At 53.2% G+C, this 18,948-nt stretch carries 14 protein-coding genes, 1 tRNA gene and 2 pseudogenes; 6 read left to right on the forward strand and 11 right to left on the reverse strand.

The features are described from left to right. Positions 1-24 precede the first annotated feature (24 nt). On the forward strand, positions 25-327 hold the full coding sequence (locus tag ACXLHR_RS14045; protein ID WP_458792017.1) for a hypothetical protein: 303 nt from the start codon (positions 25-27) through the stop codon (positions 325-327). 52 nt (positions 328-379) lie between these two features. Here ACXLHR_RS14045 and ACXLHR_RS14050 read toward each other — a convergent pair whose 3' ends face one another. The 10 genes from ACXLHR_RS14050 to ACXLHR_RS14095 all read right to left on the reverse strand — a co-directional run bounded on the left by ACXLHR_RS14050 (position 380) and on the right by ACXLHR_RS14095 (position 13,200). Then, a complete protein-coding gene (locus tag ACXLHR_RS14050; protein ID WP_458792018.1) occupies positions 380-1,303 on the reverse strand; it encodes a DMT family transporter in 924 nt (307 codons plus the stop codon). Then, entirely contained in the window at positions 1,303-2,334 is a 1,032-nt protein-coding gene (gene queG / locus ACXLHR_RS14055; protein ID WP_458792019.1) for a tRNA epoxyqueuosine(34) reductase QueG, read from the reverse strand. Before queG ends, ACXLHR_RS14050 begins: the two co-directional genes overlap by 1 nt. Positions 2,335-2,340: 6 nt before the next feature. Beyond that, positions 2,341-3,006 carry an FtsZ-binding protein FzlA gene (gene fzlA / locus ACXLHR_RS14060; RefSeq protein WP_458792020.1) on the reverse strand — a complete coding sequence of 222 codons (666 nt, stop codon included), beginning with the start codon at positions 3,004-3,006 and terminating at the stop codon, positions 2,341-2,343. A 72-nt stretch (positions 3,007-3,078) separates the two neighbouring features. Further along, the gene (gene mtgA / locus ACXLHR_RS14065) at positions 3,079-3,813 is read right to left on the reverse strand and encodes a monofunctional biosynthetic peptidoglycan transglycosylase (RefSeq protein ID WP_458792021.1); all 735 of its coding nucleotides are present in this window, start codon (positions 3,811-3,813) and stop codon (positions 3,079-3,081) included. Positions 3,814-3,858: 45 nt separating this feature from the next. After that, entirely contained in the window at positions 3,859-8,382 is a 4,524-nt protein-coding gene (gene gltB, locus ACXLHR_RS14070) for a glutamate synthase large subunit (RefSeq protein WP_458792022.1), read from the reverse strand. Further along, positions 8,369-9,073 carry a hypothetical protein gene (locus ACXLHR_RS14075; protein ID WP_458792023.1) on the reverse strand — a complete coding sequence of 235 codons (705 nt, stop codon included), beginning with the start codon at positions 9,071-9,073 and terminating at the stop codon, positions 8,369-8,371. The genes gltB and ACXLHR_RS14075 overlap by 14 nt, the downstream gene beginning before the upstream one ends. Further along, positions 9,070-9,738 carry a hypothetical protein gene (locus ACXLHR_RS14080; protein ID WP_458792024.1) on the reverse strand — a complete coding sequence of 223 codons (669 nt, stop codon included), beginning with the start codon at positions 9,736-9,738 and terminating at the stop codon, positions 9,070-9,072. The genes ACXLHR_RS14075 and ACXLHR_RS14080 overlap by 4 nt, the downstream gene beginning before the upstream one ends. Positions 9,739-9,836: 98 nt before the next feature. Continuing rightward, positions 9,837-11,264: an NAD(P)-dependent oxidoreductase gene (locus ACXLHR_RS14085; protein WP_458792025.1), complete on the reverse strand. Its 1,428-nt coding sequence runs from the start codon at positions 11,262-11,264 to the stop codon at positions 9,837-9,839. 157 nt (positions 11,265-11,421) lie between these two features. Then, positions 11,422-12,222 (reverse strand): undecaprenyl-diphosphate phosphatase, encoded by an 801-nt coding sequence (locus tag ACXLHR_RS14090; protein WP_458792026.1) that lies wholly within the window; start codon positions 12,220-12,222, stop codon positions 11,422-11,424. A gap of 3 nt (positions 12,223-12,225) precedes the next feature. Further along, positions 12,226-13,200 (reverse strand): complex I NDUFA9 subunit family protein, encoded by a 975-nt coding sequence (locus ACXLHR_RS14095; RefSeq protein WP_458792027.1) that lies wholly within the window; start codon positions 13,198-13,200, stop codon positions 12,226-12,228. 178 nt (positions 13,201-13,378) lie between these two features. On the opposite strand from ACXLHR_RS14095, the gene ACXLHR_RS14100 reads away from it, so the two are divergent. Both ACXLHR_RS14100 and ACXLHR_RS14105 read left to right on the forward strand, forming a co-directional pair. Then, positions 13,379-13,464: transfer RNA gene (locus tag ACXLHR_RS14100), tRNA-Leu, on the forward strand. Positions 13,465-13,634: 170 nt separating this feature from the next. Next, positions 13,635-14,977 (forward strand): IS3 family transposase gene (locus tag ACXLHR_RS14105; protein ID WP_458790740.1). Its coding sequence is split into 2 segments (ribosomal slippage): positions 13,635-13,962 and positions 13,962-14,977, totalling 1,344 coding nucleotides; the frame shifts between segments, so codons are not numbered across the junction. Positions 14,978-15,051: 74 nt separating this feature from the next. Here the strand turns inward: ACXLHR_RS14105 and ACXLHR_RS14110 are convergent. Then, a pseudogene (locus ACXLHR_RS14110) lies at positions 15,052-15,565 on the reverse strand (IS6 family transposase); the annotation flags it as partial. Positions 15,566-16,076: 511 nt separating this feature from the next. On the opposite strand from ACXLHR_RS14110, the pseudogene ACXLHR_RS14115 reads away from it, so the two are divergent. From ACXLHR_RS14115 to ACXLHR_RS14125, 3 genes and pseudogenes are all read left to right on the forward strand, one after another. Further along, a pseudogene (locus ACXLHR_RS14115) lies at positions 16,077-17,114 on the forward strand (IS3 family transposase). Between the two features lie 262 nt (positions 17,115-17,376). Continuing rightward, positions 17,377-17,991, forward strand: coding sequence for a ribonuclease D (locus tag ACXLHR_RS14120; RefSeq protein WP_458792028.1), 615 nt, complete (start codon positions 17,377-17,379; stop codon positions 17,989-17,991). Next, positions 17,988-18,947 (forward strand): KpsF/GutQ family sugar-phosphate isomerase, encoded by a 960-nt coding sequence (locus ACXLHR_RS14125; RefSeq protein ID WP_458792029.1) that lies wholly within the window; start codon positions 17,988-17,990, stop codon positions 18,945-18,947. Before ACXLHR_RS14120 ends, ACXLHR_RS14125 begins: the two co-directional genes overlap by 4 nt. Position 18,948: the final 1 nt, after the last annotated feature.

An 18,948-nucleotide genomic window follows, 5' to 3' on the forward strand; every position in this document is an offset into this window, starting at 1 on the left:
TCTACCAAACTAAAGGAATAAGCGATGAACAAGACCTACACCCAAACAATTGGAACTGGCCCAGACAGCGACACAATCCAAGTCGACAACAGCGGTCATAAGGTATTGCCAATCGCTACCAGCGCTGCACTAGCTCTCGTTCTGGCGGGTTGCATTACTCCAAGCACACCGAAATTCACGGTCAGCGGTGCAAAATCAATCGGACAGGCAGAAACTTCAGAGGGCACACTTCGCGCTACCGGAGGATCTGACATCATCACGATCATTGGCATGCGCGGTGAAGACGTCATCATGAATGACACACACCCCGCAGCGGCGACGAAGTAAGAAATACTTGGGCGTTACGGCGCCCAAGTATTATTTAGCGGAAATTTGCGCGTCACTTTCCGCCAACATGCCCCATCGCCTTACGCTGCTGCGCCCGCTGCAACCCCAGCGAACGTTCGCGCCAAATAATCAAAAGCCCCGCGAAAATCACCACACAAGCACCCAACATCATCGTCCCCGTGGGCACTTCACCAAACACGAAATACCCGACGCCCAGCGCCAAAATCATCGACGTATACTCAAAAGGTGCGACCAAAGACGCATCCGCATAGCGATAGCTCGACGTTAGAAAAATCTGCCCCACGCCTCCCAGCAATCCCGCCAAGACGAGCATCATAAACGTCGAAACGCTTGGAATTTCCCAGCCCCAAGGCAGGCTCAACAACGACATCAACGTGGCCGTCACCGAGAACCAAAACACAATCGCCGCCGTGCCTTCCGTGAATACCATCTTGCGCACAAACACCTGCGCTAAGGCCGCACAAACAGCCCCCATCAAAACCACAACCGCGCCTAATGTCTCCGACGTCCCCATCGCAGCACCCACTGACAAACGCGGCGACAAAACAATCATCACACCAACGAGCCCCAAGGCCACGGCGGATAATCGAAACGCGCGCACCTCTTCATTCAAAAACATCGCCGCAAACACGACCACCAAAATCGGTGCAGCATATCCAATCGCGGTCACCTCGGGCAGCGGTAACAAACCAAGTCCGGCAAACCCCAACCCCATCGCAACCGTCCCGACAACCCCACGCCAAACATGACCCATCGGATTTTTAGTCTTCAGTCCATGCCGCAACTCACCACGCAGAATTAACCAAACAACAATCACAGGCAGGGCAAAAATAGAGCGAAAGAACACTGCCTGCCCCGGAGGCACGTCACCAGACGTCGCCTTAATCAAACTGGCCATGCATACAAACACACAGACCGACATAACTTTGAAAACAATACCACGCATCGGCTGCATCACGATAACCTCTCAACTGCCCAACGCGCGGCATCCACCACCGTCGGGTCTTCATCTTCCACCAACGGTAAAGCAGACTCTAACAAGTCCTTATTGCCGGAATTTCCAATTGCATATAACACATTTCGCACAAACCTGTTGCGACCCACCCGCTTGATAGGCGACCCCGAAAACAACTCACGAAACGCAGCATCGTTCAACCCGACCAAATCAGCCAATGGCGGCTCTATCAAATCCGCACGCGCCGCATAACGCAACTCACGCGCCTCAACCGCAAACTTGTTCCACGGACAGGCCGCCAAACAGTCGTCGCATCCGTAAATATGGTTCCCCAACTTACCGCGCAGCTCCAGATCAACGGGACCACTATGCTCAATCGTCAAATACGAAATACACCGACGCGGATCCAAACGATACGGTGCCGGAAACGCATCCGTAGGGCACGCATCCAAACACGCCGTGCACGATCCGCAATGGCTCACTTCGGCCTTGTTAGTCTCGAATTCCAATGTGGTAAAAATCGCGCCCAGAAAAAACCAAGACCCCAAGTCGCGACTCAAAAGGTTGGTATGCTTGCCCTGCCACCCAATCCCTGCCGCCTGCGCTAACGGCTTTTCCATCACAGGCGCGGTATCCACAAATACCTTGATTTGCGCATCAGGTTCCTGCGCAATCAACCACCGCCCGACATTTTTCAGGCGCTTCTTAACAATGTCGTGGTAGTCTCTATTCTGGGCATAGGCCGAAATCGCGCCCGCATCCGTTTTCGTGAAAACCGACGTCGGATCATGCTCGGGCGTATAGGTCTCGGCAACCATAATCACAGTTTTCGCCTCAGGCCACAACGCAGCGGCAGATCCGCGCCACGCCATCCGCTCCGCCATCCAACCCATCTGGCCATGCATCCCAGCATCAACAAAATCTGCCAGTCTCTCCGGCAATTCTGGCACAGAATCCGGCCTACAAAACCCGACCTTCGCAAACCCCGCCTCAATGGCATAATCGACCAAGCGTTGGCGCAACTCGGTCATCGTACTCTAAAAATCCAAATCGGCATAATGACGTGGCGGCAAAAACCCGGGCACCTGATCGGCAAGCAACGATCGGAATGCAGGGCGCGATTTAATCTTGGCATACCAATCTTTTACGACCTCTGATCGGTTCCAATCCACGTCAGAAATATAGTCTAAACAGGATAATTGCGCCGCAGCAGCGAAATCCGCCAGCGACAAATCATTACCCGCCAACCAACGGCGCTGATCCAAAAGGCTGGTCATGTAATCCAGATGATACTTCACCGCGCGCGATCCCGCCTTCACGTTCGCACTATCTGGATACCCAGTGCCCATAATCTTGCGAAACACCCGCTCGCCCATCAATTTGGTCGTCACTTCGGCATGAAACTTGTCGTCAAACCACGCGACCAAACGGCGAACCTCGTAACGGTTTTCGGCGCTCGCGGGCAACAACGGTGGCGTCGGAAACATCTCTTCCAAATACTCACAAATCGCCGTGCTATCCGCAAACGTCCGGTTGCCCATCTTCAAAATTGGAACTTTCCCCGCCGGATTCCGACGCAGAAAATCAGCATCCTGCTCCCAATATCGCACTTCAACCAGTTCGATTTCGATCTTTTTCTCAGCAAGCGACAATCGCACCTTGCGGCAAAACGGAGACAGCGGGAAATGATATAAGCGGTTCATCGGAAACTACATATCCTATGGGGTTGGGTCCCCCCTTCAATGCCGCAACCAGCGTTACGTTTCAATGGGCGATCAGTCAGTAAAGCAGTCCGCCCTGCCATCCGATGCAATTGTTGCCGCCCCATCTATGATCGACGAGGTGCGTTTTCGCAAAAATGACGTCGGATTCGCCGCATCACGATTCTTCGGATCAGGCAAAATGGCCGCTAACCTCGCCGCCTGCAACGCCGATAGATCTGCCGCATCAACACCAAAATAATGGCGCGACGCCGCCTGCACGCCAAATACACCCTGACCGAATTCCGCAACATTCAGATATAGCTCGAGAATACGGCGCTTGCTCCAAATCACTTCGGACAACGGCGTCCAAAATGCCTCCGTGGTTTTACGCACCCAACTGCGCCCCTGCCACAAAAACACATTCTTAATGACTTGCTGCGAAATCGTCGATGCGCCACGACCACTGCCGGCGTCAACGGCCGCCTGAATGGCCTTCACATCAAGCCCCCAATGCAAACAAAAATTCGCATCCTCCGCCGCAACAACGGATCGCGCCATGACAGGCGCAATCTCTTTCATCGACACCCAATCACGCTCGACACCACCCAAACGACGGGATTCAGACACTATATAAGGCGTTGTGGGCGGATTCAGCACTGCAAAAATTAACGTCAATAGCGCTGCAATCAACATGGACGCTAGCAATCCACGTACGATCCAACGCACCAAAAACTTCACCGGACGCGGACGTGTCCAAGTGCCTTTGGTCTCCGCAGTTTTCTTTTTTAATCTCACCGATTTCGCCATGCCCCCATAAGCCACGGGGGCATGTATCCGGTCAAGAGCTCAACCCTATTCAGCGGGGATCGCGATATCTTCAATGGTCAAAGGATGTGGCAATTGCACTAACATCTCCTTGGGACAAACCTGCAAAAAGTTGGCCTTTTCAGAATCCCAATGCTGCAAGATTTCCGCCGCTTTACGGCTTCCCGTCTCCGCCTTGTGGCGCGTGATCAAACCTAACAGCTGCTCTTCCCAATGTGACACTGTCACAGGGCAAATAACCAATGTTTCCATATTGATCAGATTAGAAGCCTCCCCCTTAGGGTCGTAAATATACGCCATCCCGCCTGTCATCCCGGCACCGAAGTTGGCACCAATCGACCCCAGAATAACGGCAACGCCACCCGTGGTGTATTCACAGCCGTTCGTGCCGCAGCCCTCAATCACAACGGACGCGCCAGAGTTACGCACCGCAAACCGTTCGCCGGCACGGCCAGCAGCAAACAAATAACCCGCCGTCGCACCATAGAGAACCGTGTTACCAATGATCGTATTCTCACTCGCTATCAGCGGCGAATTCATCGGCGGACGCACAACAATCGTGCCCCCCGACAGACCCTTGCCAACGTAATCATTGGCATCGCCCGACACTTCCAGCTTCAGACCGGGTGCCGCAAACGCACCCAAACTCTGACCCGCAGAACCACGCAATTTCACAGTCAAATGATCGGGCTGCAAATTATTCCGCATTCCGAATTTCTGCACAATATGCGCCGAAGTCCGCGTCCCGATCGTGCGCAACGTATTTTGCACGGCATAATCCAACTGCATCTTTTCGCCATCATTCAAGAAACGCGCAGCGTCCTGAACAATCTGCGCATCCAGTGTATCAACAACAGGCGTGCGCGGCTTATCGCGATCATAAACAATCGAGTTCGATCCATCTACCGAGATCAACAACGGGTTCAAATCCAGATCATCCAGATGCGCAGAGCCACGCGACACCTGCGTCAACAAATCAGCACGACCAATCACTTCACCCAAAGATCGCGCGCCAATCGACGCTAAAATCTCACGCACTTCAGTGGCGTAGAACGTGATCAGGTTCACAACCTTATCGGCATTGCCGGTAAACTTGCCCCGCAACGCCTCATCCTGCGTACAAACACCAACAGGACAAGTATTCGACTGGCACTGACGCACCATAATACAGCCCATCGCAATCAACGCAGCCGTGCCAATCCCGTATTCCTCGGCACCCAGCATTGCTGCCATGACAATGTCACGTCCGGTGCGCAAACCGCCATCAGTGCGCAAGGTCACCCGCTCACGCAGGTTGTTCATCGCCAGTACCTGATGCGCCTCGGTCAGCCCCATTTCCCAAGGCAAACCAGCGTATTTAATCGACGTTCCGGGGCTTGCACCCGTGCCACCATTGTGACCCGAAATCAGGATAATATCGGCCTTTGCCTTGGCAACACCGGCCGCAATCGTCCCCACACCAGACGACGCCACCAACTTCACAGTCACCTTACACTTAGGATTGATCTGCTTAAGGTCATAGATCAGCTGCGCCAAATCCTCGATCGAATAGATATCGTGGTGCGGCGGCGGTGAAATCAACGTCACACCCTTGGTCGAATGGCGCAACTTCGCGATCAAATCAGTGACCTTCATGCCGGGCAACTGACCACCTTCACCAGGTTTTGCACCTTGGGCAACCTTGATCTCCAACTCTTCACAAGCCAGCAAATACTCGGCTGTCACACCAAACCGACCCGACGCAACCTGCTTGATCTTCGCGCTGGCATTATCACCATTCGCATCTGGCGTGAAATCGTCAGGGCTCTCGCCGCCTTCACCGCTATCAGATTTGGCACCAATACGGTTCATCGCGATCGACAGTGTGCGGTGCGCCTCAGGGCTCAACGCCCCAAGCGACATCCCCGGAGTCACAAAACGCTTACGAATAGCCGTAATAGACTCTACTTCTTCAATCGGTACCGCAACACCCATCGGCTTAATCGCCAACAAATCACGCAAGTGAATTGGTGGATTTGCCTGCATAGACTTCGAATACTGCTGCCACATGCTATAAGATGCGTTGTTACACGCGGCCTGCAACATATGCATTGTCTGCGCTTCCCAAGCATGCTTCTCACCGGACCGACGCGATTTATAGAACCCGCCAACTGGCAAAACATCCGTTCCACCCGTCCATCCACGCGCATGCACTTCCTCGGTTTTGGTCTGAATACCGTTGGTCCCAATCCCTGAAATGCGGCTCTGCATCCCCGGGAAATACTCAGCAACCATCGCACGGCTCAAACCAACCGCTTCAAAGTTCAGACCGCCACGATAAGATGACAGAACCGAAATCCCCATCTTCGACATGATCTTCAAAAGGCCTGCATTCACGGCAGACCGATATTTCTCAACCGCCACCATCAACGGGCCATCCAACAAACCGCGCTCAATGCGATCGCCCAAACTATCTTGCGCCAAATAGGCGTTCACAGTCGTCGCACCACACCCGATCAGCACGGCAAAATAATGCGGATCAACGCATTCCGCAGACCGGACGTTAATCGAACAGAACGTGCGTAAACCCTTGGCCGTCAAACCCGAATGCACAGCACTCGTCGCCAAAATCATCGGCATTCCAACACGGTCCCCCGACTGATGTTGGTCCGTCAAAACGATATGACCTGCACCTGACGATACAGCATCCGCCGCCTCCGCACGAATCCGCTCCAAGCCTTGGCGCAACGCATCCGCACCTTTGGCAAAGGTGCAGTCGATCACAACAACACTCTCACCGAACTGCGCCATCATCTCTTCAAATTCGGTATTCGCAATAAACGGGCTTTCAAGCTGCAAAATTTCGGTCTGCGAGCCATCCTCATCCAACACGTTCTTCAAGTTCCCAAAACGGGTCTTGAGCGACATCACACGGCTTTCGCGCAAACTATCGATCGGCGGGTTGGTGACTTGGCTGAAATTCTGACGGAAGAAATGCGACAACGGACGATACTGCTTGGACAAAACAGCGCTCGGCGTGTCATCACCCATCGACGCAATCATCTCTTTGCCGTCCTCGGCCATAGGGGCCAGCACCTGCTCCAGTTCCTCAATCGAATAACCCGCAGCAACCTGACGCTTACGTAACTCCGCGCCGGTGAACAGTGGCTTCTCAGGAAGTTCGCGCAACATATCGGACAGGCGTACAACCTTCTCGACCCATGGGCCAAACGGCTGGGCAGCAGCCAGTTTATCCTTCAACTCCTCATCGCGATACAAACGACCCTCGGTCATATCGACCGCAATCATTTGCCCGGGACCAAGCGCACCTTTTTCAACAACAGTCGCTTCATCAATCGGGACCATGCCAACTTCCGAGCCCGCAATCAGCAAGCCATCACCCGTCACAACATATCGCAGCGGGCGCAAACCATTACGATCCAAACCACCACAGACCCAACGACCATCCGTCATCGCCAATGCAGCAGGACCATCCCATGGCTCCATGACCGCATTGCAATACCCGTACATGTCCTGCCAAGTCTGCTTCATCTCGACCGCTTGCTGCGACCACGCCTCCGGAATCAGCATCGTTTTCGCCATTGGCGCATTCCGACCCGCGCGCACCAAGACTTCAAAAACAGAGTCTAACGCAGACGAATCTGATGATCCGGACGGAATAATCGGCTTGATATCTTCAGCCATGTCACCAAATGCACTCGACGCCATACGGATCTCGTGACTGCGCATCCAGTTCACATTACCCTTTAATGTATTGATCTCGCCATTATGCGCCAACATCCGGAACGGCTGGGCCAAGTGCCACTGCGGGAACGTATTGGTCGAATATCGCTGATGATAAATCGCAAAGGCGCTCTCGAACCGCACATCCATCAAATCAGGATAGAACTCGGCAACCTGCTCGGCCAGCATCATACCTTTATAAATGATCGAACGGCAGGACAGCGAACAGAAATAAAATCCGTTTACCATCGCCGCAGCCTTCTCGATCCGGCGACGGATAATATACAGCTCGCGCTCGAACTGCTCTTCGTCGATGCCCTTCTCGTTGCGGATCAAAATTTGCTCGATCTCGGGACGGGTCGCATTCGCCTTTTCACCCAGAACCGAATTGTTCACGGGCACATGGCGCCAGCCATAAATATAATGACCCATGCGCAACACTTCGGCCTCAACAATCGTGCGGCAACGCTCTTGGGCACCAAAATCAGTGCGCGGCAAAAACACCTGACCCACAGCGATCAACTTATCCTGCGGCTCATGGCCAGTGCGGCGAATTTGGTCATAGAAAAACGGCACGGGAATCTGCACATGAATACCGGCGCCATCACCCGTCTTGCCATCAGCATCCACCGCACCACGGTGCCAAATCGCCTTCAACGCATTGATGCCATTCTCAACAACACCGCGTGACGCCTTGCCATCAATGGAAACCACAAGGCCAACACCACACGAGCTATGCTCGTCTTCATCGGCATAAAGACCGTTCTCGGTCATCCATTTGCGCTTCGCTTCTTCAGCGGCCACCCAAGCCTGATCATATATTGTCATTCGAAAACTCCTGCAATGCGGGGCCAGCGGACATCACCACGCCACAGCCGTATTTTGGTTTTGTAGATAAAAATCCAGCTTCACCCGGAAAGATAAATTCCATTGGCGTACTGTCCTGCGCAAATTCTTCGGTCGGCGTGGTAAATGTTCCTACACCCGACAAAAACATGCGCCACTCGCGGTTGATAAATTCACGCCCCTTCGAGCGCCATAAAAACGACCCGTCAGCCGCATAAGCGGTCAGATCATATGTGGTCTCTTCCAAGGTGACGCCGTCAATCTCGACGGTCTTTCCTGTCAACGTATCGCGGCCGACATAACGGGTTTCGCCAATCTCCGCCGATAGCGTTTTGAAATCATAATCGTCAGCGCCAGTCGAAATTAGCTCCGATAAAGAGGCTCTATCGTGCGGTTTAGACTCTAGCTTTTCGGTATGGCCATTCAGTGCATGATAACCTTCTAACCACTGGGTCTCCGGATCAATCTGCCCCATATAGGTCATAGCCACTTCCGACAGTGACACGCGGCGCTGGGTGCCAGCAGCATCAGCCTCACAGGTGAAATGATGATCCACATTGCAGCTACGATCATGCACCGTCAAATACGCGGTGCACCCCGCTGGCAGGCTAAACTCCTGTGCTGAAACGGAAACGGGCAGCAAAGCCGCCACGATGAATACGCCCCATTTCATTGGACGAATCCCGATTCTACAACACCACACTCGAACTTCGGCTTTGACGAAAAGAATCCTGGTTCATCAGGGTATATGAATTCGACGGGCGACATATCTGTCACTTGATCAGGCGCCTCGGTATCCGAAGCCTGACCAAAAAAGAACAGGCGATGCTTGGTGCTCACATATTGGCGCCCCGCACCTTCATCAATCAGAACACCATCCATTGTCAGGGTCTTCCCTTCAAATTCGGTCTGTAAAAGCGGCTCGCCGTCAATGACCACCTCAACACCGGTCAACGCATCAAAGCCGACATTACGCTCTGCACCACCTTCTTTCTGGATCACAAATTCAAACGTATCGATACCATTCTCCAGCAATTCGGTCATCGACGCAGGGTCGGGCGCGGGCAGTTCCAAACTCTCATTTCCCGAAGACTTGAACGCTTCAATCCACTGGAATTCGTCATCAATATGCTGAACCGAAAACGGCCCACCCTCACCAATCAGCGCGATCCACTTGTCGCCCTCCGGGTCGGCTTCGCATTGCCAAACATTCACGAGAAGACAGCCCCGTTGCTGCACCGTCAAAACACCCTCACACCCTTCAGGCACGCCAAACGATTGGGCATGCCCCGCAAACGGGAACATCAGCAATGCGGCGGTGGTCAGAAACTTAAACATTCGTAACTCTCCCTAGGTCAGCAATTATTACCTGTTAAGGTTTCAGCATGGACGCGCGTGCAAGACCGATGCAAGACGTAAAGAAGACGCAGAAAAGATCACTCTGCGGCAACCATAACAGGTTGGTTAAGAAATCCGAGGATCGCATCGGCCGCATCGCGACCATCCTTGATTGCCCAAACCACCAATGACGCGCCACGCACGATATCACCTGCGGCAAATACACCTTCAAGGCTCGTTTGCCCCGTGGTGAAATCAGCCTTTACAGTGCCCCAACGGGTTACTTCCAAACCCTCAACACCCCATAAAGTAGGCAAATCTTCCGGCTCGAAACCCAGCGCCTTGATCACCAGATCAGCAGGTTCAACATAGTCGGCACCCTCGATCAGCTGCGGCATCTGACGACCGGTCACATCTGGCGCGCCCAAACGCATGGTCTGCACATTCACACCCGTAACAGCGTTACCCTCAAAACCAGCAGGCGCGGCAAGCCAAACAAATTCAATACCTTCTTCTTCGGCATTTTGTGTCTCGCGCTGCGATCCAGGCATGTTTGTGCGATCACGACGATACAGACACTTCACGCTTTCCGCGCCCTGACGAACAGCCGTGCGCACACAGTCCATCGCAGTGTCACCGCCGCCAATAACCACAACTTTCTTACCAGCCGCGTTCAACTCTCCGCTCTCGAATTCTTCGACAACATCGCCAAACGAAACGCGGTTGCTCGCGGTCAGATAATCAATCGCATGCACAATGCCATCAGCATCGGCATCTGGCAAATCGCGTGTTTTATAAACGCCGGTGGCGATCAAAACCGCATCATGCTTGCCGCGAATAGCGTCAAACGTCAGGTCTTCGCCGACATTGCAATTCATCACAAACTCAACACCACCATCGGCCAGTTGATCCATGCGCTGCATCACAATATGTTTCTCTAGCTTAAAGCTGGGGATGCCATATGTCATCAACCCGCCCCCGCGATCGTAACGATCATAAACGGTGACCTGCACACCCTGACGGCGCAGAATATCCGCAGCAGCAAGGCCACCCGGTCCCGCACCAATGATACCAACGCTTTCGGTGCGTTCGGCATGCGGACGGATCGGCTTGACCCACCCTTCGGCAAACGCCGTATCGGTAATATACTTCTCAACCGCGCCGATCGTGACCGTGCCATGACCCGATTGCTCGATCACACAGTTACCTTCACACAGCCGATCTTGTGGACAAATGCGCCCACAAATTTCTGGGAACGTGTTGGTCGCCTGCGATAACTCATACGCTTCTTGTAAACGCCCCTCGGCAGTCATGCGCAACCAGTCAGGAATGTTGTTTTGCAACGGACAATGAGACTGGCAATACGGCACACCACACTGGCTACACCGGCTCGCCTGCTCGGCAGCTTTGTCGGTCGCATACTGTGCGTAAATTTCTTGGAAGTCTTTATTGCGTAAGTTCGGGATACGCTTCTCAGGCATATCACGTTCTACATTGATAAACTTCAGCATCTTCTGACCAGCCATCGACCCGCCCTCTTCATTATCTCTTTGGGCAGCTTGTATAGAGACTCAAAAGAAATGAAAAGTCAGCAACACTGACCTATTATCTGATTTTATCGCGCGACTGCGGAGTTTTTATGGAATTTTTCTAACTTTAGGTAAGCAGTAGTTACCTAAATCATCAAACACCCATTGAAAGCAAGGCGATCGACACACCACCCACAATGATTCGCCACCATCCGAATAATGCATAGCCATGGCTGCTAAGATAATTCAGCACCCACCGCACCACGATCAATGCCGTAATAAACGCCGCCGCCAAGCCTAAGGCAATTTCCCATACAGCCGTGAAATCAAGCACATCCCTGTTTTTCATCAGGTCGTAACCAAACACCCCGAACATCATCGGGATTGACAGGAAAAACGAAAACTCCGCCGCCGCACGCTTGCTTACGCCCAACAACAACGCCCCAACAATCGTAGACCCCGACCGCGACGTGCCTGGAATAAGCGAAAGACACTGAAATAATCCGATACCCAGCGCTGTTTTTAACGGCAACCGCATCGGATCGGTATAGGTTTCCTTCAGGTGCAATCGGTCGACCAGTACCAAAACCACGCCCCCAAGGACCAGCATCACAGCAATCAACATCGGGGTCTCAAACAGAACGGTCTTGATCAAATCATGCATCAACACGCCCAGCAAAACCGCAGGAATCGCAGCAATAACAATCGAAACAATGAACTTACGCGATGCAGGGTCAGTCGGCGCAGTCGCAACAGCGCCCCATAGCCTTTGAAAATAAAGGAATACTAGCGCCAGAACAGCGCCAATCTGGATCACGACCTCAAACGTATTCCCCGCCGAATCGAACCCCATAAAATGGCCGACCAGCAACAAATGTCCCGTGGACGACACCGGAATAAACTCCGTCAGCCCTTCTAGAATACCCAGAAGGATTGCAACAATTGTCGTGTCCATAATTTATACGTCCCGCAAATTCTTCGCAGATTCCTTGATCGCGTCATACTGCCCTGTTGGACGGTAGCGATACAGGTAATCAGGCAAAACAGCACCCATTGCAGTCGGGCGAATACCCAAATCAGCAAAGCCCCGCGCGCCATCGGAAACGACATTATCGACAGCCAAACCCATGATCTGATCACCAGTGATTGGTGCCTTGATAATGCCCAGTGACAATGTCTGCGCAATCCTGAACCCGAAGGCCATCACCTTGGCAAGGCCAAACGGGATGTTTAGAACCAGACGCCGCCGCCGCACAATCGCCAACATGTCGGTCATCAACGCGCGGAACGTACGCACATCAGGCCCGCCCAGCTCGTAAACGCCATGCGCATTCCCCGTCACAGCCATAACCGCCGCCGCAGCAACGTCGTCAACATAGACCGGTTGAAACTTTGTATCTGCGCCAATAACCGGCAAGATCGGACCCATTCGGCTCATGCCCGCAAAGCGGTTAAAAAACTCATCTTCTGTGCCAAAAATAACCGATGGACGCAAAATAACCGCATCAGGCATATGGGCCAAAACTCCAGCCTCACCTGCCGCCTTCGTCTTGGCATAGTTACTATCCGCATCGCCGGTAATCGCGGAAATTTGCACCATGCGACCGACACCAGCAGCGGCAGACAGGCGTGCAATACGCTCAGCTCCGTCAACCTGCACGGCAGCAAATGTATTCTTGCCCTTTTCTGACAACAAACCAACACAGTTCACAACCGCATCAGCCCCGCTCAAAACCGCAGCCACGGACGCATCATCCCGGATATTGCAAAAAACGGGTTCAACTTGTCCGACGGCACCGTAAGGGCGCACGAACATTGCCTCGTTTACATTGCGCACCGCGACACGCACCCGCCAACCCTCTTTTGCCATACGACGGGCAATATAGCGCCCGACAAAACCGGATCCGCCGAAAATTGTGACAAGCTTAGACATGTGTGGCCTCATGAGTTTGTTGGCTTCGGGTCTACCCCTCTCGACCACATCAGACAAGTCACAACATCCCTTTCATTTAAGGGACATGAACGCCCCACAGCAATGACTCATAAAATCCCCACCGAATCTCGTTGACAGTGCACCAATGCAGGCTTAAACGCCACTTCACGTAATCTGTGCCCAGATGGCGGAATGGTAGACGCGCCAGCTTCAGGTGCTGGTGTCTGTATGGACGTGGAGGTTCGAGTCCTCTTCTGGGCACCAAATAACCCAATATAGTTACACAAAATCAAGCACTTGAGTGCCTAGAATTATTTTCAATCCCCCTTTCAGTCCCCATATTGTCATTGTCTGACGTCAGCGCCTATGGGACCAAATAGCGTTATTTGATAAGAGAGTGTTTCTGGCTCATCGTCACCACTGAGGAGTGGAAGATGAGACAAACAACGACGAGCCCTGGCGAGAAGATCGTCAAAGACATCAAACGCGCCACGCGCAAGCATTACTCATCCGAAGAGAAGATCAGGATCGTTCTGGATGGTCTGCGTGGTGAAGACAGCATTGCAGAGCTGTGCCGCCGTGAGGGTATCTCTCAGGGCATTTACTACAAATGGTCCAAGGACTTCATGGAAGCCGGAAAGCGGCGCCTTGCGGGCGATACGGCACGTGCGGCGAACACTGACGAGGTGAAGGATCTGCGCCGTGAGGCCCGTGATCTCAAGGAAGTTGTGGCGGAACAAACACTGGAACTCCGTTTGCTTAAAAAAAGCATGCTGGGCGATGGGGGCAACCACGAATGAGATATCCTGCATCTGAGAAACTGGAGATCATCCGGCTGGTCGAGGAAAGCCACCTGTCAGCACGGCTCACGTTGGCAAAGCTGGGCATTCCCCGCACCACATTCTACCGTTGGTATGATCGATATTTGCGGCGTGGCGAAGTTGGACTGCAGGATCAATCGCCGAAGCCCAAACACGTCTGGAACCGCATTCCTGACGAGGTGCGGCGCAAGGTCGTGAAGTTGGCGCTGAAAGAAACCGAGTTGTCGCCACGTGAACTGGCCGTGACGTTCACGGATCGAGAAAGCTATTTCGTATCAGAGGCTTCGACGTATCGGATTTTGAAGGCGCACGATCTGATCACCAGCCCAGCGTTTATCGTTATAAAGGCGGCGAGCGAGTTCAAAGACAAAACCACGGGCATCAATCAGTTGTGGCAGACGGACTTCACATATCTGAAGATCATCGGATGGGGCTGGTTTTATCTCAGCACGATCCTCGATGACTACAGCCGATATATAATCTCGTGGAAACTTTGCACCAACATGAGAACCCAAGACGTGACGGACACATTGGACTTGGCTTTGGCAGCGTCGGGATGTGACCAAGTTCATGTCGTCCACAAACCTCGCCTGCTGAGTGATAACGGCTCCAGCTACGTCTCGGGGGAGCTGGCGGAATGGTTGAAAGACAAGGATATGAAGCACAGCCGTGGCGCGCCCTATCATCCTCAAACGCAGGGCAAGATCGAGCGGTGGCATCAGACCTTGAAGAACCGCATCCTGCTGGAAAACTACTTCCTACCCGGCGATCTTGAGGCTCAGATCGAAGCCTTCGTAGACCACTACAATCACCAGCGTTACCACGAGAGCCTGAACAACGTTACACCCGCCGACGTATACTTCGGACGCGACAAAGCCATTCTACAGCAACGGGAAAGGATCAAACGTAAGACGCTCGAAACGCGACGCTTGCATCACAGACAACACGCCGCATAATGCAACCAACCAGATGAGCCGAACTCTCTCTTAGTCTAGGCCGCCTTTGGTGCCAAAAACCCTGACGACGGACACTGCTCAACGTTGCTGTTGAGGTGTTTGGATTGAACGATTCCGATGATCCGGCCAGTTCCGGTGAACTTGAGGATGACGTCTAGCCTTTGCACGCCAGCTAAATTGGCGCCGCACTTGTCGATGGCAACTCGGTCTGGGACTCCGTTGATACCAGCGGCACGCTTAAAGAACCTTCGCGCGGCAGCGGTAGCGCGGCGCGTTGACTGCATGAACTCAAGGGTTTGTCCGTCGCGATCTACAGCAAGGCACAGATAAGTCCACTTGCCGCGAACCTTAATGTAAGTCTCGGCCATCCGTCAAAAGGCGGCTGTCGGCTTATTTCTGGCCTGCGCATTTGCAGCGATCAGTGGCGAGAATTTCACCACTCAGCGGTATCAGCGTGGCATGTTCAATTTCAACGCCGCATTCGGCTATGATCTCCTCAAGGTCCCGATACGAGACCCCGTAACGGACATAGAAAAACACAGCTTCAAGGATTACGCTCTTTGTGAAATGGCTTCCTTTGAAATCAATCGTTACGGTTGGGCGCTCGCTTTCAAACTCAAAAACCCGCACCTACCACGCGCGATCCAGTCCAACCAACCGCGAAAAATTTGCGACAGAACCTATATCCTTGCCGCTGTGGGCCTAAGATTTGGAAGCCGTCAAATTGTGGTTATTCCGTCCGCTACGTGTTCTCTCTCAATGGTTGGTCCAAAGCTATCCCAAAAGCCATGAGCCGCTAAAACAGCGGTCGGTAATCGCCTGCCTCAGAGATGGTCACAAACCCGCACCGCCGCGCGCGGAATGAACGGCTCCTAAGCGTTAGCGTAGGATTCCACACTCTTCCGCAAACGTCTCCGCTCTTGCTATCCCGAGTGAAAATGAAAGTGAACACCCGCGGTTAATCAACAACGAGAGCGCAAGTTAGGTCACGACATCTCGTTATCTTGAGTTTCTTCGTTCTTATGTTTGCATGCGGTGGATCTGTCGCGGTTTGATGCCGCTCTTTTGATAGCATTTACTGCAACAAAGGAGATTGGCTATGGGGCTGAAACGGGCGAAGGAATTCTGCAGGATGCAGTGTGGATCGCGCTAACCAGTGGGCTGACGCGTAAGCAAGTGGCAGATGATTTTGGTGTCGGGATGTCGACATTGAATAAATGGATCACGGCGCACCGAGATACGGACGTGACCTTAAGAGAGGATTTAGGCCTCGCCCAAGTGAATGACCGGCTTCGGCGTGAGAACCGCATTCTCAAGGAGGAACGGGAGATTCTAAAAAAGACCACGGTGCACTGACCGGCTGGGGAATGCGGAGCAATCCCATAGGGGGATCTTTGCGAGCCAAAAGCCGTGAGGTTTAGATTCATCCACTGCCCGACAGTCGAAACGCAGTTTCGATGAGAGGGGAAGAGAACCGATCTACGTTTCCCATTGGCCGTATGTGCCGGGTCATCAATGTCAGCCCACGTGGTTTGCGTGCGTCCCGTAGTCGGCCCATCAGTCGCAGGCAGCGACCTGACATGTCACGACAGACAGTAATCACAAGGTCACATTGCGCCCAACCTGCTGGATCGGAACTTTGCAGCAGATGGTCCAAATCAGAAGTGGGCAGGTGACATTACCTACATCTGGACGCGTGAGGGGTGGCTTTATCTGGCTGTGATCTTGGATTTACATTCTCGGCGTGTGGCCGGCCGGGCTGTGAGTAATCGAATGAAACGAGATCTGGCAATCCGAGCGTTAAAAATGGCCATTGCGTTCCGGGCACCACCCAAAGGCTGCAGTCATCATACAGATCGCGGCTAGCCAATATTGTTCGCATGATTACCCGAAGATCCTGCGCCAGCATGGCTTCAAAGTATCGATGAGTGGCAAATATAATGGTTACGACAATGCCGCCGTCGAAACGTTCTTCAAAACCATCAAAGCGGAACTGATCTGGCGAGACACATGGGACACCCGTAGGCATGCCGACACGGCCATCTTCGAATACATAAGCGGGTTCGACAACCCGCGCCGACGCCATTCAGCATTGTGCTGGAAAAGGCCCGTCGCTTTCGAAAGGATGGTAACTTAACCGAGCACTTGGAGCAACACAAAAACGTGAGAGGTCCAGGGGTGGATTTTGCATATGGTCGACAATTGGAAAGTTTGTATTGATCACAGGGGTTGTCGGCACCTGACAGACATGGCGGTAATTCTGGCCTCGTCGGATGTAGATTACATTGCCTCGCGGACCTATAATGTTGATGGAGCCAGTGGATGGGCTACCGCAGGTCAGTTGCGATTTCGCGCGCCACGGCTTATCTGCGTAGATAGCAGCAGATATAAGGCACAGCATGGCGAACTTTCTTTATCAAAATGATCTGCCTGACGGACTGGACCTTGGGTCGGTTGTGGCGATTGATTGTGAAACAATGGGGCTAAACCCACTGCGCGATAGATTGTGCCTGATCCAGATGTCGGGTGGTGATGGAAACTGCCACCTTTTGCAGGTTGCGGTGGGGCAAAGTTTGGCGCCGAACCTGTGCAAAATGCTGACTGATCCTGATGTGCTAAAACTGTTCCATTTTGGACGGTTCGATATTGCAGCGATGCTGAACACATTTGGGGCGCTGGCGGCACCTGTTTACTGCACCAAGATCGCATCAAAGTTGGTGCGCACCTATACAGACCGGCACGGATTACGCGTGCTTTTGCACGAAATGATCGGCGTTGATATTTCCAAATACCAACAGCAAAGCGATTGGGGTGCAGCCAAGCTCACGCCTGCGCAATTGGATTACGCGGCATCCGATGTGCTTCATTTGCACAAGTTACGCGTTGCACTTGATGTCATGCTTGCCCGCGAGGGGCGTTCGCAAATGGCACAAGGTTGTTTTGATTTTCTGCCCATGCGGGCCCAACTTGATCTGGCCGGATGGTCAGGCACGGATATATTTGCACACACATGACAGATTTTGATAAATTCCGCGCCACCGCCAAACGCGTCATTGATGCCGAGGCTGTGGCCCTGCAAACCCTTAGTGCATCATTGGATGACAGTTTTGGCGCGGCGGTTAAGCTTTTGCTTGCGGCTAAGGGACGTGTGATCGTGTCAGGCATGGGGAAATCAGGCCATATCGCGCGCAAAATGGCTGCGACTTTTGCCAGTACGGGCACGCCTGCGCATTTTGTTCACCCTGCCGAGGCCAGCCACGGCGATCTGGGCATGATGACTGGTGGGGACGTCGTGATCGTGCTGTCAAACTCGGGCGAGACCCCTGAATTGGCCGATCTGGTCGCCTATACCCGCCGTTTTGATATCCCGATGATCGGGGTTGCGAGCCGTGCAGAAAGCACCCTGCTTACGCAATCGGATGTCGCAATCTTGTTGCCGCAACTGGGAGAGGCTTGTGGTACGGGCATTGTGCCGACCATATCAACCACCATGACATTGGCGCTGGGCGACGCTATGGCAATCGCGCTGATGGAGTATCGCCAATTCACTCCCGAGAATTTTCGCGACTTCCATCCCGGTGGCAAACTTGGCGCAAAACTGGCGCGGGTCCGCGACCTGATGCATGCGGGCGACAGCATGCCTCTGGTCAACATTACGACCCCGATGAGCGACACCCTGCTGACGATCAGCCAAAAAGGGTTCGGTGTGGTTGGTGTGACGGATGCAGACGGCTACCTGAAAGGCATTATCACCGACGGCGATTTGCGCCGCCATATGACGGGGCTTTTGGACATGACGGCAGGCGAAGTGATGACCAAAGACCCGCGCAGCGTCGCGCCCAATACCCTTGCTGCCGAGGCAATCGGGGTGATGGAGGGCAAGATCACCTGCCTGTTTGTGATGGATGCTGATATGCGTCCGCAAGGTATTTTGCACATTCACGACTGCCTGCGCGCTGGCGTGGTCTAAC

The sequence above is a fragment of the Yoonia sp. MH D7 genome, from assembly GCF_054439475.1.

What these genes read in the sequence shown, in the direction of transcription:
- fzlA (WP_458792020.1), bottom strand. Translation starts at nt 3,006, where the DNA reads ATGAACCGCTTATATCATTTCCCGCTGTCTCCGTTTTGCCGCAAGGTG.
- ACXLHR_RS14080 (WP_458792024.1), bottom strand. Translation starts at nt 9,738, where the DNA reads ATGTTTAAGTTTCTGACCACCGCCGCATTGCTGATGTTCCCGTTTGCG.
- ACXLHR_RS14050 (WP_458792018.1), bottom strand. Translation starts at nt 1,303, where the DNA reads ATGCAGCCGATGCGTGGTATTGTTTTCAAAGTTATGTCGGTCTGTGTG.
- ACXLHR_RS14095 (WP_458792027.1), bottom strand. Translation starts at nt 13,200, where the DNA reads ATGTCTAAGCTTGTCACAATTTTCGGCGGATCCGGTTTTGTCGGGCGC.
- queG (WP_458792019.1), bottom strand. Translation starts at nt 2,334, where the DNA reads ATGACCGAGTTGCGCCAACGCTTGGTCGATTATGCCATTGAGGCGGGG.
- ACXLHR_RS14075 (WP_458792023.1), bottom strand. Translation starts at nt 9,073, where the DNA reads ATGAAATGGGGCGTATTCATCGTGGCGGCTTTGCTGCCCGTTTCCGTT.
- ACXLHR_RS14125 (WP_458792029.1), top strand. Translation starts at nt 17,988, where the DNA reads ATGACAGATTTTGATAAATTCCGCGCCACCGCCAAACGCGTCATTGAT.
- ACXLHR_RS14045 (WP_458792017.1), top strand. Translation starts at nt 25, where the DNA reads ATGAACAAGACCTACACCCAAACAATTGGAACTGGCCCAGACAGCGAC.
- ACXLHR_RS14120 (WP_458792028.1), top strand. Translation starts at nt 17,377, where the DNA reads ATGGCGAACTTTCTTTATCAAAATGATCTGCCTGACGGACTGGACCTT.
- mtgA (WP_458792021.1), bottom strand. Translation starts at nt 3,813, where the DNA reads ATGGCGAAATCGGTGAGATTAAAAAAGAAAACTGCGGAGACCAAAGGC.
- ACXLHR_RS14090 (WP_458792026.1), bottom strand. Translation starts at nt 12,222, where the DNA reads ATGGACACGACAATTGTTGCAATCCTTCTGGGTATTCTAGAAGGGCTG.
- ACXLHR_RS14085 (WP_458792025.1), bottom strand. Translation starts at nt 11,264, where the DNA reads ATGGCTGGTCAGAAGATGCTGAAGTTTATCAATGTAGAACGTGATATG.
- gltB (WP_458792022.1), bottom strand. Translation starts at nt 8,382, where the DNA reads ATGACAATATATGATCAGGCTTGGGTGGCCGCTGAAGAAGCGAAGCGC.